The organism is Psychrobacter immobilis, assembly GCF_904846175.1.
Lineage (GTDB): Bacteria > Pseudomonadota > Gammaproteobacteria > Pseudomonadales > Moraxellaceae > Psychrobacter > Psychrobacter immobilis_E.
On the sequence record NZ_CAJGZM010000001.1, the window covers coordinates 284,859 to 299,066 of the forward strand.

Consider the following 14,208-nt stretch of genomic DNA (forward strand, 5'->3'; position numbering starts at 1 on the left):
GTTTCAATGCGGCAAACTTTAAACTCTAAACATGGCTAAATATGTTCCAACATAATTGATTACAAATATTAAGAAGTCACAGTCGCCTGTACTTGAATTGCTTTAGTGACCAAATCTTGCTGCATAGACAGTTGAGTAAATTGCCAACCTTGCTGTTCAAGCTTACCGAGTGCGCCGCTCACCACGGCTTGGCTTGGATGAGCAAAGCTCAGTTGCACCGCATCGCCAGCCGCAATGACCTGCGCATCGACAATCCCTGAATTATTTAATAGCGCACTGATACTACTAGCCGGCGGCATGGCATCTACGCCATCTGCAGTACTAGCAGCATTTAACGCATTGCTATCAATGTTACCGGCTTGGGCACGTAACCAAAAATAATCAGCGACCTGCTCTTGATACTCATTTTTGCTCGCATTTGCTGCTTGATGGACACTATAGCCGCCATAGCCACCGATAAATAATAGCAAGAATGCCGACAATAACAGCAAGGCTAATTGGTCACGCGCAGACAATGCCTGCCAACGTGTCGTTAGGATACTTTGATAGCTACTCATCCGCGTTGATAACGCACTGCTTTTAGGGTCAGTCACAATAGTGCTGCGTTTGGCGAGGCGCTGTAATCTTTTCATGGTTACCCTTTATTGCTGACGCTGCTATTGTTTTCTACCACATCAACGGTCACTTGACCACTAAACTGCCCTTGCTCATTGCCGTTCACTTGTTCTAGTTTGGCGTTTAAGCCTTGAGAAACTAGCGTATTGGTAAATTGATCAAGACTGCCGCGGTCTGGTGCAATCAACGTAAAGCTAAGCGCAGTTGGCTGCATGACTAAAGCCTGCGCGCGTAATGACGACTGTTTAATCAACGGTGATATACGTGATAATACGGCTATGTGAGCGTTAGGCGCTTGGCTGTCACTACTCAGTTTTGGTTGCAATTGTACTTGGAGCTTTGTGCGCGCACTAAGCGGCTCATTAGGAAACCAAGCCTGATACTGAGCGGCAATCTCGGTTTTGGTCGCCGCTGTCGCCGCCTTATACTGATACCATTGCACTCCATCGGTCGCCATCTGTAATACCAATGCTGACAGCGCGACCATCATCGCCACCCGCAGATACGGTGATAGTTGTGAATCGGTCGATTTAATAAAAAAGTTCAGCGCATGCCGTTCAGGAATTTCAAGCGGTTTAGGAGCAACGGGTAGCGTGGTCAATAATAATTGATGCTCGGCAATCATTGCCGCCGTTTGAGTAAAGGCATTGGCGGTAGTTTCATGCTTTGTTAAATCAATATCATCACCAAGTGCTGGCTCATTAGTAAAATTTTCAGCAAGACCATTATGATAAGCGTGATTAGAATCATCAAAGGCACTATCAATGGCTGGCAATAGCAGCACTTCACTTAAATGCGGAAAACGCTCAAATATTAAAGGCAAGTAACTGACTGCCATGCCTTGATGTAAGGATTGGCGCAGCAGCATCGTTTGTTGGTCTTGGTACAATACAATTTGCTGCCCTGCGCCCTCTTCTGGCGTTGGCAGTAATAAGAAATCAGGGAGTAACGCTACGATGTTCATGCCAACAAGCTTAGCGCTTTGCTGCCAGGATTCGATATCGCTTTGAGCCAAAGCATAAAGATGATGACTGCTATTCTCAGTCATTTGGCGAATGGCTAACTGTTCAACTGGTGTCAGAGAAGTTTCTTCAAATAAATACTGCTTACCGCTCATACCTAATTGTTTGAGCTGAGCCGTATTTAGCTCAGAATCTACTTGCAAGACATGGCTTGAGGGGAAATACAGGCAAACCGATTTTTGACTATTGGTTTTATAGCTACCATAGATTTCATACAGCTGTTGCCAGCCGTCAATAACTTGCCATTGCTTTATGTCTTCATGCCAGACCGCTAGAGGACTGTGCTGCGCTCTTAACCAAACATGTAACACCAAATGTGTCCTTAATTATCAAAGCTGCTGTTTAAAGTCATTGCTTATTGAAGCTGTCATTTATTAAAGCTGCGGTCTAGCAAAAATATATAGGGTTTTACGAGCGTTTTTATTATTGTTACTAATAAGGTTGTTCTGGGACAAAACGGTCTATCTCGGTTGCCATACCCGCCAGCACAAAATCCATCTCAAACACACGCGCTTCTGCTAAAGAGAAGGATTCAGGATAATCACCCGTTAGTAGGCCAGCGATATGAGCAACGATAGACATATGACAGACGACTACCAAACACTCTGCTTCAATATTACCAATATCTATCAGCGCCTGACGAGCATCGTCAGAAGGCGTGATATTCTCTTGTATTTGTGAGGGCACGTCAGGGGCACGCAACTGTAATGCTGCCAGCGTCTGCTGCGCTCTTTTATAAGGACTCACGACAAAACAATCAGGTTGATAATGAGTGGTAATATACTCTGCTGTTTGCGCCGCTTGCTGCTGACCAAAATCAGTCAACTGACGCGCACTGTCTGGGCGCGTTTCATCTTCTGCTTGACCATGACGTACTAAGATAATTTTCATAATCTTAACTACCTTGTTTGTTACTTTTATCTGACTACTTTGATAATAATAAGCTTGTGACGATGAAACTATTTTAATACTAGAACAGCTATCTTCTGCCTAACGCCCTATTACTGATTAAGCATCATTTATTAACCGTTACTTATTATCGTCATCATCTTTTTTATGTTTAGCCTTGCTTGCGGTTTGCATTTGTGCGGTTAGCGCAGCATTGCTATGGTCATGCTCCATGACAAACTCAACATCACTACGGAAGCCCGCTTCCATAAGATGTAAGGCGACGCCAAGCGCGGCTTTATCTTCATAAATAACCGCATGCAGAGCATGGGTAATCGGCATATAGATGCCTTCTTTGGTGGCTTTTTCATGTACTTGCTGAATGGTATTGACACCTTCAGCGGTTTGACCAAGTTTTTTGACGGCAGCATCAATCGTCATACCGCGACCGATCATGTTACCAATACGATAGTTACGACTCAGCTCTGAGCTACAAGTAGCATATAAATCACCGACACCCGACAGACCTAAAAAGGTCAGCGGATTGGCACCAGCATGCACGCCAAAACGACTCATTTCTGCTAAGCCACGGGTCAATATCATGGCTTTGGTATTTTCACCCACTTCATAAGCCGCCGCCATACCCATGGCAATGGCATAAATATTTTTCAGCGCGCCACCAAGCTCGACACCGCGAACATCATCACTAGCAAATACTCTAAAGAAAGCACTATGTAGCGCTGCTTGTACCGCATGGCGTAGTGGCTCAGATTCGCTGGCAATTACCGTAGCAGACGGCATATTTTTCATGATCTCAATGGCTAGATTTGGCCCTGACATTACGCCAAAGTTTACTTCTGGCAGCTCATCTTTAATAATGTCACTCATTAAAGCAAAGGTATCTTTTTCCATACCTTTGGTTAAAGAGACAATAGATTGCCCGCTAATAATGGGCGCGATACTTTTAAGGGTTTCGCGAAATGCGAGACCTGGAACCGCAATAAAAATAATATCGGTATCTTTGACTGCAGCTTGTAAATCGTGACTGTATTTAAGGCGATCATCAAGCTTATAACCAGGTAGGTATTTTTTATTGGTCTGCGTCTTTGCCATTGCTTTAACTGTACGCTTATTGCGTACCCAAAGCGTGGTATCACAGCCATTACGGGCGGCCAAGTTTGCCATGGCTGTACCAAAGCTACCACCGCCTAAAAATGCCAAACGCAATTTGGTTGGATTGTTATGGATTTCTGCCATATTTTTTGCTACAGCAGACTCAACTGCGCTAGGATTTAACTTCTTACGCCCAAGCCCTGATTTGGTGGCACGCTCAATGATACCGGATAGCAAACTGTTTTGTTTTTCAGCGGCTTTATTGTCTGTTTGACTGTCATCTATATTTGACTCTATATTTTTATCATTAGCGCTGGTCATATTATTTTATCCGTATTGACTGACTTAATTATGAATAGAATTTGTGCTGAGTATACAGTGAGATTGACGGTATGTTTCAACAATTATTGATATAAAACCGCTATTTTTATGAATTATAATAACTGGTTTGATCATTATTTTTCTTTGATGAGTCACTTTATCTCAGTAATTGTACTGTTCTAACCTTTGCATAATCATAGGACTGTATGGCCTCTATGACTCAAAACGCAGCAAGGGCTCGATATCAACAGGCTTGCGCGTGGGCATATCGCAAGGACTGCTGCCAGCATAAACAAAAGCCGTGACATAATCATCTGGTCCTACGCCAAAATACGCTTTAACGGCGGGCTCATTACATAATAAACCCGTACGCCAAACCGTACTAAAACCTTGAGCTTGTAGCGCCAAAATAAGGTTTTGTACTGCTGCACCGGCACTGAGCATTTGCTCAAATGGTGGCACTTTTTTGTGCACTTGCATTTGGGTGACGACCGTAATAATCACTGGCGCGCGTAGCGGCATATTATAGGTTTTTTGGCGAGACTTCTCAGACAGCGCTTCGCCCTCTTGAGCCGCTTGTGCTTCAGCAGCCGCTAAAAAGGCACGTCCCAAGTCATGACGGGCATTGCCTTGGGTGACGATAAAGCGCCATGGGCGCAGTTTTTTATGATCAGGCGCCGTAACCGCACAATCAATAGCCGCTCTAATCTGGCTTTCTGTCGGTGCTGGGATACTCAGATTGCCGATACTGCGTCTTGATTTAATCCAATTAATCAGCTGCTCATCAGTCACTTGTGCGTTTAGCACTATGGGGCTTTCGGTATTATTTTGCGGCGCGTTTTTACTTAATTGCTTACCGCTATTATCCTTATTCTCTTCTAAGCTGTCTTCTGACTTACTCATAATGTATCCTTATTTTTTATTATGCTGCATCCGTATCTTCGACTCGATGCTCCATTTTTAAGTAATCTTCTGACTGCATCTCAAGTAAGCGTGAGCGCGTACGCTCAATCTCAAACGCTAACTTCTCTCCTTGATATAGCTCAAGAATAGACTGCTCTGCTCGTACCAATAATTTGACGCGGCGATCATAAAACTCATCAACCAGATAAATAAATCGGCGAGTCGGATCGCGCAAGTCATCATCTAAAGCGGGCACGGCATTGATTAACACAGTGCTAAACTCTTTGGCAATTTCAATAAAATCAGACGCTGAGCGTGGCTCCATACATAAATGGCGGAAATCACAAAATAAAATATCTTCCGTACGTGCATTGATTTTAACTTCCCGACCATTGATCGTAATAGGCTCATTGCTGATTTTCTGATTGTTAGACAAGCTAGCGAAACGGTTGGCAAGCCAATGGTGATTTGCCTTAGTCAAAGGCGACTCATATAGCTCTGCTTGCTGCAAGACACGCAGACGATAGTCGATGCCCGAGTCAATATTCATCACTGTAGTATGACGCTCAACTTCGGCAATGGCCGGCATAAAGCGATCACGATGCAGACCATCTTTATAAAGCCCTGATGGCTCAATGTTTGACGTCGCTACCAAGGTAATGCCACGATTAAATAGCATGGTAAACAAATCACCTAAAATCATGGCATCCGAGACGTTGGAAACAAAAAACTCATCAAAGCAGATAATCACCGCTTCTGCATAGATAATATCCGCGACTTTTTCTAACGGATCGCTCTGACCTTGTAGATTATTGAGCTCTTGATGCACACGCTGCATAAAGTGATGAAAATGCTGACGCATCTTACGCTCAATGGTTAAAGAGTCGTAAAACATATCCATCATCCATGTTTTACCGCGTCCTACTCCGCCCCACATATACAAACCTTTGGGCGCAACAGGCTTTGCCTTTAGAAAGCTAAAAAAGCCTTTTTTTTGTTCGACGCTACTATTGAGCTGATGGTATAACTCATCTAGATAGCTCATTGCCTGATATTGCTGCTCATCTCGAGTAAACTCATCAGTGCTAATGGCCTGCTCGTAACGTTGCAAGGGAGATAAACTCATAATATGACTCATCATTAGACAAAATAAATATAAAAAGCTAAAAGCATTCTTAAGTAAACGGGTTAAAACACAATCTATTTTTAGTGCGAATCTTTAGACCCAAAACTATGTTCTTCTAACAAGCCTTTAAGCTCAGATAAACGCCCATGGAAAAAATGCCCAGCGCCATCGACAACACTAACAGCCAGCCCTAAACGTTCAGCAAATTCCTGCATGCTAGCGGGCGCAATAACATTGTCTTCATTACCATATATCTCAAAGGTTTTCTCAACAGGTAAGCTCAAATCATCGGTGTCGTTTTTTTCAACAGATGGCGCGATAAGGGCAACCTTTGCTATCTCAAAATCACTCAGTCCCCAAATATGTGGCGATACCAGCACTTGCTCAGCGACACGCGCTATCACATAACCACCAAAAGAGAAACCACCCAACCACAATTTACGTGCATTGGTTTGCTCTGCAATCCATTGTAGCACGGTCATTGCGTCCACTACTTCCCCATCCGCATAATCGTGCTCGCCAGTCGACTGCCCGACACCGCGAAAGTTAAAACGTACCACATGCATACCGTTATCACGCGCAAATCGATACATCGTCGTCACCACTTTGTTGTTCATCGTACCATCGAATAACGGATTAGGATGGCAAAGCAGCGCCACCGTATCGGTGTTTGGATCGTTAGGATTGTCTTGTTGCCAAAGGGCGTCGACTTCGAGCACGCCAGCAGGAGCAGGAATCAGTTGCATAGAATTACTTACTAATTAAGAATGAATAGTTCAATTATCCTAGATATGGTTTATATTTCAAGTGATTTGCTGTGTACTGGTGCTGTTTGTATTATTTTAGAGTTATGATTCTAGGTTTATGGTAATAAGCAATTGCCTTAAATAACTGCTGATCTCAAAAAAACCTCCACTGCTTCAGTGCCGATAGGACATATACCTGCAATATCAAACACAATAACAGCCTAGACAATCGAGAGTCCGATAGGTTAGATTCACACTGTTTATGTTTTATGTTTAACTACCAGCCATTTAGGAAATAGTTATGAATACTTTTAATAAAACCGCGACTTTAACGGCGACATTAGTTGCTGCTCTAGCTTTGAGTGCCTGTCAAAGTACGCCTTCTTCACCTGTGATTCAGCGTGCCAATTCTATTTATGAAACTACTGGCATCGCTGAGAGTAAAGTAAAAGCTCAGCAAAATGCGATAAGTAGTGCGCAAAAAACCTGCGGTAGCAAGCAGGTTATTATCGTCGATGATAAAGTAAAATATAATGGTATTTTAAATGAGCAAACTGGCCGTATTGTTGGACAAGCGGGCGCGGTTATCGGTTCAATCTTTGGTACGGGCACGCCAGATTTATCACGTAAAGATGATTATGAGTATACGATTAATTTCCGTTGCCAATAAGACAGTTAATTATTTAGCCTTTAGCCTTTAGCCTTTAGCCTTTAGCCAAGTAAGTTTGCGAGATAGATAGTACATTCATCGCTGACTTATTGGCTTCTCTTTTTGTACAGACACTTTTGGGGTAAACTACCCTATCTAATGTTCAGCACATTCGAATCATTCTATAGTTAGTAGCTATTTGTTGCGACTGGGATGAATTTTAAAGTGACTCTACTATATAAGCAGCCTGTTTTTAAACCTTCTCACCTTTGGTCTATTATTATGCGCAAACCCAACCTGTCACATACTAAACAAGCTAAGGTTTTGACGCCAACCAAAGATTTAGCGACCTTGGAGGCCGAACTGGCTGAGCAAGAAAACAGCCTTGAAGTCAGTTTAGAAGATACGGTTTTGCGCCTAAGTGATTACTTGTCCGCGGTCGATATGGTCATCAAACAAACCTTTAATCACCGCGTATGGGTCAAAGCTGAAATTCGAAATTTATCAAGTAAAGGCGGGCATTATTATTTTGAGCTGGCAGAAAAAGACGATGACGGCAAAGTCATTGCTAGCTGCCGCGGTAACCTTTGGCGCTTTAAAGCGGCACGCGTCTTAGCAAAGTTTGAGCGCGCAACAGGTATGCCGCTTGACCGTGATTCGACCGTATTACTCAAGGTATCGGCAGGCTTCCATGCACAATATGGCTTTTCGCTGACGATTGAAGATATCGACCCAAGCTACACGTTAGGCGACTTAGCGCGGCAATATGCGGAGATGGTCGACCGCTTGACTGGCGAAGGCTTATTGAACCTGAACCAGCAACTACCTTTCCCATTTGATATCGAGCATGTCTTAGTCATCGCCCCTGAAAAAGCGGCGGGATTGGGTGACTTTCAAGCCGATGCCGATCGCTTAGCTCGTACAGGTGCCTGTCATTTCCATTATCATAACGCCACCTTTCAAGGCAATCATGCGCCAAGTGAAATCCGTCAAGCTATCGTTAACGCCCAACAGCAGTTTTTTGACACTTATCAGCGCCTGCCAGATTTGTTGGTCATTATCCGTGGCGGCGGTGCGGTTGGTGATTTAGCATATCTCAACGATTATGAATTGGCAGCATTGGTCGCCGAGCAACCTATCCCTGTTTGGGTCGGCATTGGTCACGAGCGTGACAAAGTTATCTTAGATGAAGTGGCGCATACCAGCTTTGATACGCCGTCAAAAGTCATTGCCGCTATCATGGCGCATCTAGCCCAACTCGTCACTCAAACCCTGCAATACCAAGCGCAAATTAAACAAGCAGCGCAGCGTCAATTAAATATCGCTGAGCAACAGACAACACGCCAGTTAAGCCAAATACAATCGCAAACGATTGGTCAATTAACCGCCCTGCAAAAAGACAGTGACTATGCTTGGCGTAGTATTCAGCAAAGCGCCCAGCGCCAAGTAAAGCAAGCTGTCAGACTAACCAGCGATTTGCGTGCACAAACTCAAGCCGCCGCTTATCAGCAGTTAGCAAGCGCAGCTACACACAGTCAGACAAACCAAAAGACGATTATGCAAAGTGCCCAGCAACAGTTGCTACAAGCACGACGTGATAGCGAACATCTACGCGATATTGTACTCTTGCATCGTCCTTCTCACGTGCTTAAACAAGGCTATACGATGCTCACTGATGCAAAAAACAAGCAGATATTAACCAGCAGTATGCAACTTTATCCTGAACAAACGGTACATATTGTCTTAAAAGATGGCAAAGCAAAGGCACAGATTATTGATGTAAATATTAATAAATAAGAAATAGAACCTATCGTCAATTCAACTTAATCAGATACTTTATTTTAAAATTAGGAAACCTTATGACAACCCCTACTCGCAAACGTAAAAAAGCCGCCCCAAAAACCTTTAAGGCAGCTTATGATATTCTAAAAACCAATGCTGCTGAACTACAGCAACAAGACGAGCCGGATATCGATAATCTGATGACCACAGTTGAAGAGTCGATTGCTGCTTATCGCGTTTGCGAAACCCGTATTAATGCGGTACAGCAAGCACTAGATGCCGCTTTTGCTGAAGAAGATAACACAGAAAATAGCGATATTTAAAAAATATTATTCAGGTTCATCGACTTCAAATACTTGGCGCAAATAGGCAAGATAAGTATCGTTATTGATCATGGTCTTGCCTGGGCTGTCTGACAACTTAGCAACTGGCTGGCCATTGCATTCGACCAATTTTAAGACGATATTTATCGGGGTGATGCCCATATCATTGGTCAAATTAGTGCCAATGCCAAAGCTGGTTCTTATTTGACCTTTAAAATATTGATGTAGATCCCAAGCCTTATTTAAATCCAAGCCATCACTAAAGGTTAAAATCTTGGTTCTTGGGTCTATCTTTAATTTTTTATAATGAGCAATGGCCTTATCACCCCAGATATACGGGTCGCCGCTGTCATGACGCAGACCATCGAAAAGCTTGGCAAAATATAAATCAAAGTCACGTAAGAACGCGTCCATTCCGACGACATCTGTCAGCGCAATACCCAAATCGCCACGATATTCATGCACCCACGCTTCAAGGGCAGCTTTTTGAGAATCACGCAAACGCACATCTAAAGCCTGAAATGCCTGCATAAACTCATGTGCCATGGTGCCGATGGGTGTCATTCCGAGTTTTTTTGCTAAATAAACATTTGACGTACCGCTAACAATCTTTGGCTCGGCATTATGTAAAGTCTCAACCACATGCGCTTGCCAGACTTTAGTAAAGCGTCTACGAGTACCAAAATCAGCCACAATCAATGGCGGTGTATGATTATCATATTTTGCCTGCTCTGTGGCATATTGATGCAATAATGCGACTTTTTCGTCAAGTCTACGCTGCCCTTCTTTAATGACACTGGTATTTGATAACGCCCTAAAATACAGCTCATTGACTATCGCTAATACAAACACCTCAAAGAACATAGCCTGAATCATCGGCCCTTCAATATCGATACATAGGCGACCTTTATCATCGATACTGACGGTGATAAAACGGCGCTTCAGCTTAAACAATTCTAGATAATCAACGAAGTCTGAACGCATAAAGCGCAATCCGCGTAAATACTCCAGCTCATCTTCTAAAAATCGCAATTCACATAAGCTATCTAGTTGTTTTTCTAATGCTTCTTTGATATCTGCCAAAGGATAAAGCGTATCTTCGTTATTACGGCAGCGGAAACGGTAAACCCCATGTGTCTGCGGAAACTGATGCAGCATGGCTTGTAGCATGGTAAATTTATATAAGTCGTTATCCAGTAACGAGGTAATAATAGGTTCAAAAGCTTTAGAAGTATGAGTAACGGTCATGTTACAGCCTTAAATACAAAAATGAAAAGCCGCCAAACAAATCCAGCGACGAAATAGGTATCAATAATTATCAAGATGCTAATAATAGAAAACGTTAAGATTTTGAGTATAACGAAGTTTGTGTCGTTTTTCATAATTCAACGCTTATAACAGCAAAAATACAACGATAATAAACGTATTCATGATGCGGCTATAGCTTATAAATTTGAAATATCAGCCATAAAAAAAGACGTTAAGCCTATACTTAACGTCTCGTCATGAGTTGAATTATCAACATTCATCATTAAGGTTTTGCAGGCTTAACCAGCTTCACTAATGGCGCATAGCCTGACTGCGGCATCACATCGACTGGAATAAACTGTAAGGCACCGCCATTGATGCAATAGCGCAGGCCGCCACGATCTTTTGGGCCATCAGGGAATACATGACCCAAATGCGAGTCCGCTACCCGTGAGCGAATCTCAGTACGCACCATATTAAAGGCGGTATCGTCGTGTTGGGTAATAACTTGTTTATCAATTGGCTTAGTAAAACTTGGCCAACCACAGCCAGATTGGTATTTATCGGTTGATAGAAATAATGGCTCTCCGCTCACCACATCGACATAGATACCGGGTGCAAATAAGTTATCGTATTCATGACTAAAGGCGCGCTCAGTACCAGCATCTTGCGTGATATTGTATTGTGCTTTGGTTAGAGTATTCTTCAGCGCACCTTTATCAAACCCAGCATAGCGCTTAGGATCCAGGGTCTCAGCGACTGTGCTCACAGGTGCAAGCTTGGTACGTGCGCTGCCCTCAGGCTTATCATCGGCGAGGCTTAAATCGACATGACAATAGCCATTTGGATTCTTTGCCAAGTAATCTTGATGATACATCTCAGCCAAATAAAAATTGTCTAGCGGCACATTTTCTACCACAACTTTCTGTTTATACTGGCTCTGTACACGTTTGAGAGCAGCATCAATCACCGCTTTGTCTGCCTTATCGGTATAATAAACGCCAGATCGATACTGGACACCGCGATCATTGCCTTGTTTGTTTAAGCTGGTTGGATCTATCACGCGCAAGTAGTATTTCAAAATAGTATCGAGATCAGTTTTATCGGCATCATAGGTTACTTTAACGGCTTCGGCATGACCTGAGCCACGAATCACTTGCTCATAGCTTGGATTGGCTGTATCGCCATTGGCATAGCCTGATACCGCATCGACGACACCTTCGACGCGCTCCATATAAGCTTCGACGCCCCAGAAACAGCCCCCTGCTAGATAAATTGAGTGCGTATTAATCGCCTTACCTTTATCGTTATAGTAGACGCCATCTTTTTGCTTGATGGTTTCAATCTTACTATTACTATCTAATGCTTGGGCATTTGCCGGTTTGGCATTACCGGCTTTTAGCTCGGCAAAGTCATTACCGGCATTTTCAGCAAGGGCATAGGCTTGCTCTGCGGACATATTACCTTTTACCAAATGTACCAAATTGCCTTTTTTATCGAGTATCGCCCAGCTTGGATACACTTGCACACCAAGCTTATTAATCATCTCGCCTGAAGCGTCAGACAATACTGGCAGCTTAGGATAGTCGGCTTGCACGCCTGCATACCAAGTACTGAACTCACCATCGGCTTTTTCATTGAGGTGACCAGGACTGGCAACGGTGACAACGTTCAAACCGGCAAATTTAGGATCGGTACGCCACTCTTCGGTTTCTGCAAGGGTCCCTAAACATAACGGGCACCAGCTTGCCCAAAATTTAATTAAGGTAGGCTTATTCGGATCAATGACCGCAGCGCCTGTTTTGCCTAAACCCTTGGTCAATTGCGGCAACGCCTGCATTTGCCCAAGCATGTCAGATGGCAACATATCACGTGAGCTTTTTACACCACTGTTTTGGCTGCTGGCATTGCTGTTAGCATTGCTCTTAGAGTTGTTTTCTGCGCTACTCATTTGCCCACAAGCAACCAGAATTCCTGCACTTAGTACCGTCGTTACCCCAAAAGCACTAACGTTTTTTAACCAACGCGATGCCGCGCGCGGTGTCTCTGTCGCGAAATCACTAGCGTTGCTGCCCTTATCATAACGATTTTTATTATGAGACTTATTATCTTGTTTATCAGGTAGCATGGTGGATCCTTTTTACGAAGTCTTGCGAGCAGACGCTTAATATTTAATGGTCATTAAGAGTATTCAAAAGCAATTAAGCAGAATGAATGCTTGTGAAAATAAATAAATTGACAGGTATAGGTAAATTAAAAGAATGGTAACTGCATTAGACTATCTTAATAGTATACATCGCTAGTGGAGTTTACTTTAATAGTAAATAAGGGGTTGCTACACTTTTTTAACAACGTAGCAAGAGTAGTGATATAGAGAAGTAAGTACAAAGAAATGATGCGGACAATTATTAATGCTTAGTCGTGTTTATATGAGGATGAAATAATGAAAAATCAATATTACCAAGTCAATCAATTACTTAATAGTGAGTTTTATCGTTAATATTAATTGGCATACGCCAATCAATGTATTGATATCAATGAGATTAAAAATATAACTGAATTAACTTTTAGCGCTCATAAATTGCGCAACATAATCATCAGCGGGATTGTGGCGTAACTCACTTGCACTACCGGTTTGTACCAGACGCCCACCATTCAAAATACTGATACGCTGACCAACTTTGACTGCCTCATCGATATCATGGGTAATAAAGACAATGGTTTTATTAAGACGCTCTTGTAAATCAAGCAATTGATCTTGCAGCTGCGCGCGAATAAGTGGATCGAGTGCGGAGAATGCCTCATCCATCAGTAAGATTGGATTGTCGGTTGCCAACGCGCGCGCCAGTCCGACCCGCTGCTGCATACCGCCGGACAATTCATCAGGATAGCTGTGTTCTAGATTGGGCAGCCCAACTTCATTGAGCCAATAACTTGCAACGTCATGGCGCTCCTTAGTACTCATTTTACGCACACGTAAACCGTAAGCGACGTTTTGCATCACCGTCATATGTGGCACCAAACCAAAATGCTGAAACACCATGCTGACGGTCTGCTGGCGATAATGCTGTAGCTCTTTATCATTCAGCTCTAAAATATTGATAGCAGAAGATTTTCCGTTTCCATTCGGTAATTCCTTTCTACTTACAGACATTGAGGTAGAAGGTGTTTCTGTCGCTGATTCTTTCGCGTTAATAGCCGTATCCACCCAAATTTTACCGCTAGTTGGATCAATCAAACGATTGATATGGCGTATCAAGGTTGATTTACCAGAGCCTGATAAGCCCATAATACAATGCAGCTCGCCCGCTTTAATGCTTAAATTAATATCGTACAGCCCCACCGAATAGCCGGTCTGCTTTTTGACGGCAATACTGTCCATACCTTCTGCTAATAACGCCAAAGCCGACTTCGCTTGCGAGCTATTGGCATTATAAATCTTACTAATATTTTCTAATTGAATATGGTTCAT

13 protein-coding genes are annotated in these 14,208 nt (G+C 43.1%); 3 read left to right on the forward strand and 10 right to left on the reverse strand.

The window, feature by feature from the left end; all coding sequences use genetic code 11:
- Nucleotides 1-68: 68 nt before the first annotated feature.
- The 7 genes from gspM to JMW39_RS01195 form a co-directional block, all read right to left on the reverse strand.
- Nucleotides 69-632 (reverse strand): type II secretion system protein GspM, encoded by a 564-nt coding sequence (gene gspM / locus JMW39_RS01165; RefSeq protein WP_201543095.1) that lies wholly within the window; start codon nucleotides 630-632, stop codon nucleotides 69-71.
- A 2-nt stretch (nucleotides 633-634) separates the two neighbouring features.
- Nucleotides 635-1,948 carry a type II secretion system protein GspL gene (gene gspL, locus JMW39_RS01170; protein ID WP_201543096.1) on the reverse strand — a complete coding sequence of 438 codons (1,314 nt, stop codon included), beginning with the start codon at nucleotides 1,946-1,948 and terminating at the stop codon, nucleotides 635-637.
- A 121-nt stretch (nucleotides 1,949-2,069) separates the two neighbouring features.
- Entirely contained in the window at nucleotides 2,070-2,528 is a 459-nt protein-coding gene (locus JMW39_RS01175; protein ID WP_201543097.1) for a SixA phosphatase family protein, read from the reverse strand.
- A gap of 138 nt (nucleotides 2,529-2,666) precedes the next feature.
- Nucleotides 2,667-3,959, reverse strand: coding sequence for an NAD(P)H-dependent glycerol-3-phosphate dehydrogenase (locus JMW39_RS01180; RefSeq protein ID WP_201543098.1), 1,293 nt, complete (start codon nucleotides 3,957-3,959; stop codon nucleotides 2,667-2,669).
- Between the two features lie 213 nt (nucleotides 3,960-4,172).
- Nucleotides 4,173-4,862 (reverse strand): nitroreductase, encoded by a 690-nt coding sequence (locus JMW39_RS01185; RefSeq protein ID WP_265088425.1) that lies wholly within the window; start codon nucleotides 4,860-4,862, stop codon nucleotides 4,173-4,175.
- Nucleotides 4,863-4,881: 19 nt separating this feature from the next.
- Entirely contained in the window at nucleotides 4,882-5,988 is a 1,107-nt protein-coding gene (gene zapE / locus JMW39_RS01190) for a cell division protein ZapE (RefSeq protein ID WP_201543099.1), read from the reverse strand.
- An 80-nt stretch (nucleotides 5,989-6,068) separates the two neighbouring features.
- Nucleotides 6,069-6,734: an alpha/beta hydrolase gene (locus JMW39_RS01195; protein ID WP_201543100.1), complete on the reverse strand. Its 666-nt coding sequence runs from the start codon at nucleotides 6,732-6,734 to the stop codon at nucleotides 6,069-6,071.
- A gap of 301 nt (nucleotides 6,735-7,035) precedes the next feature.
- Between JMW39_RS01195 and JMW39_RS01200 the strand changes: the two genes are divergently transcribed.
- The 3 genes from JMW39_RS01200 (at nucleotide 7,036) to xseB (ending at nucleotide 9,488) form a co-directional block, all read left to right on the forward strand.
- Nucleotides 7,036-7,404 carry a hypothetical protein gene (locus tag JMW39_RS01200; RefSeq protein ID WP_201543101.1) on the forward strand — a complete coding sequence of 123 codons (369 nt, stop codon included), beginning with the start codon at nucleotides 7,036-7,038 and terminating at the stop codon, nucleotides 7,402-7,404.
- Nucleotides 7,405-7,665: 261 nt separating this feature from the next.
- Nucleotides 7,666-9,180 (forward strand): exodeoxyribonuclease VII large subunit, encoded by a 1,515-nt coding sequence (xseA, locus tag JMW39_RS01205; RefSeq protein ID WP_201543102.1) that lies wholly within the window; start codon nucleotides 7,666-7,668, stop codon nucleotides 9,178-9,180.
- A 62-nt stretch (nucleotides 9,181-9,242) separates the two neighbouring features.
- Entirely contained in the window at nucleotides 9,243-9,488 is a 246-nt protein-coding gene (gene xseB / locus JMW39_RS01210) for an exodeoxyribonuclease VII small subunit (RefSeq protein WP_201543103.1), read from the forward strand.
- 6 nt (nucleotides 9,489-9,494) lie between these two features.
- Here xseB and pncB read toward each other — a convergent pair whose 3' ends face one another.
- From pncB to JMW39_RS01225, 3 genes are all read right to left on the reverse strand, one after another.
- Entirely contained in the window at nucleotides 9,495-10,736 is a 1,242-nt protein-coding gene (pncB, locus tag JMW39_RS01215) for a nicotinate phosphoribosyltransferase (protein ID WP_201543104.1), read from the reverse strand.
- Between the two features lie 283 nt (nucleotides 10,737-11,019).
- Nucleotides 11,020-12,864, reverse strand: coding sequence for a bifunctional peptide-methionine (S)-S-oxide reductase MsrA/peptide-methionine (R)-S-oxide reductase MsrB (gene msrAB / locus JMW39_RS01220; protein WP_201543105.1), 1,845 nt, complete (start codon nucleotides 12,862-12,864; stop codon nucleotides 11,020-11,022).
- A gap of 432 nt (nucleotides 12,865-13,296) precedes the next feature.
- On the reverse strand, nucleotides 13,297-14,208 hold the full coding sequence (locus JMW39_RS01225) for an ATP-binding cassette domain-containing protein (protein ID WP_201543106.1): 912 nt from the start codon (nucleotides 14,206-14,208) through the stop codon (nucleotides 13,297-13,299).

What these genes read in the sequence shown, in the direction of transcription:
- gspM (WP_201543095.1), bottom strand. Translation starts at nt 632, where the DNA reads ATGAAAAGATTACAGCGCCTCGCCAAACGCAGCACTATTGTGACTGAC.
- JMW39_RS01175 (WP_201543097.1), bottom strand. Translation starts at nt 2,528, where the DNA reads ATGAAAATTATCTTAGTACGTCATGGTCAAGCAGAAGATGAAACGCGC.
- JMW39_RS01180 (WP_201543098.1), bottom strand. Translation starts at nt 3,959, where the DNA reads ATGACCAGCGCTAATGATAAAAATATAGAGTCAAATATAGATGACAGT.
- JMW39_RS01185 (WP_265088425.1), bottom strand. Translation starts at nt 4,862, where the DNA reads ATGAGTAAGTCAGAAGACAGCTTAGAAGAGAATAAGGATAATAGCGGT.
- zapE (WP_201543099.1), bottom strand. Translation starts at nt 5,988, where the DNA reads ATGAGTTTATCTCCCTTGCAACGTTACGAGCAGGCCATTAGCACTGAT.
- JMW39_RS01195 (WP_201543100.1), bottom strand. Translation starts at nt 6,734, where the DNA reads ATGCAACTGATTCCTGCTCCTGCTGGCGTGCTCGAAGTCGACGCCCTT.
- JMW39_RS01200 (WP_201543101.1), top strand. Translation starts at nt 7,036, where the DNA reads ATGAATACTTTTAATAAAACCGCGACTTTAACGGCGACATTAGTTGCT.
- xseA (WP_201543102.1), top strand. Translation starts at nt 7,666, where the DNA reads ATGCGCAAACCCAACCTGTCACATACTAAACAAGCTAAGGTTTTGACG.
- xseB (WP_201543103.1), top strand. Translation starts at nt 9,243, where the DNA reads ATGACAACCCCTACTCGCAAACGTAAAAAAGCCGCCCCAAAAACCTTT.
- pncB (WP_201543104.1), bottom strand. Translation starts at nt 10,736, where the DNA reads ATGACCGTTACTCATACTTCTAAAGCTTTTGAACCTATTATTACCTCG.
- msrAB (WP_201543105.1), bottom strand. Translation starts at nt 12,864, where the DNA reads ATGCTACCTGATAAACAAGATAATAAGTCTCATAATAAAAATCGTTAT.
- JMW39_RS01225 (WP_201543106.1), bottom strand. Translation starts at nt 14,208, where the DNA reads ATGAACCATATTCAATTAGAAAATATTAGTAAGATTTATAATGCCAAT.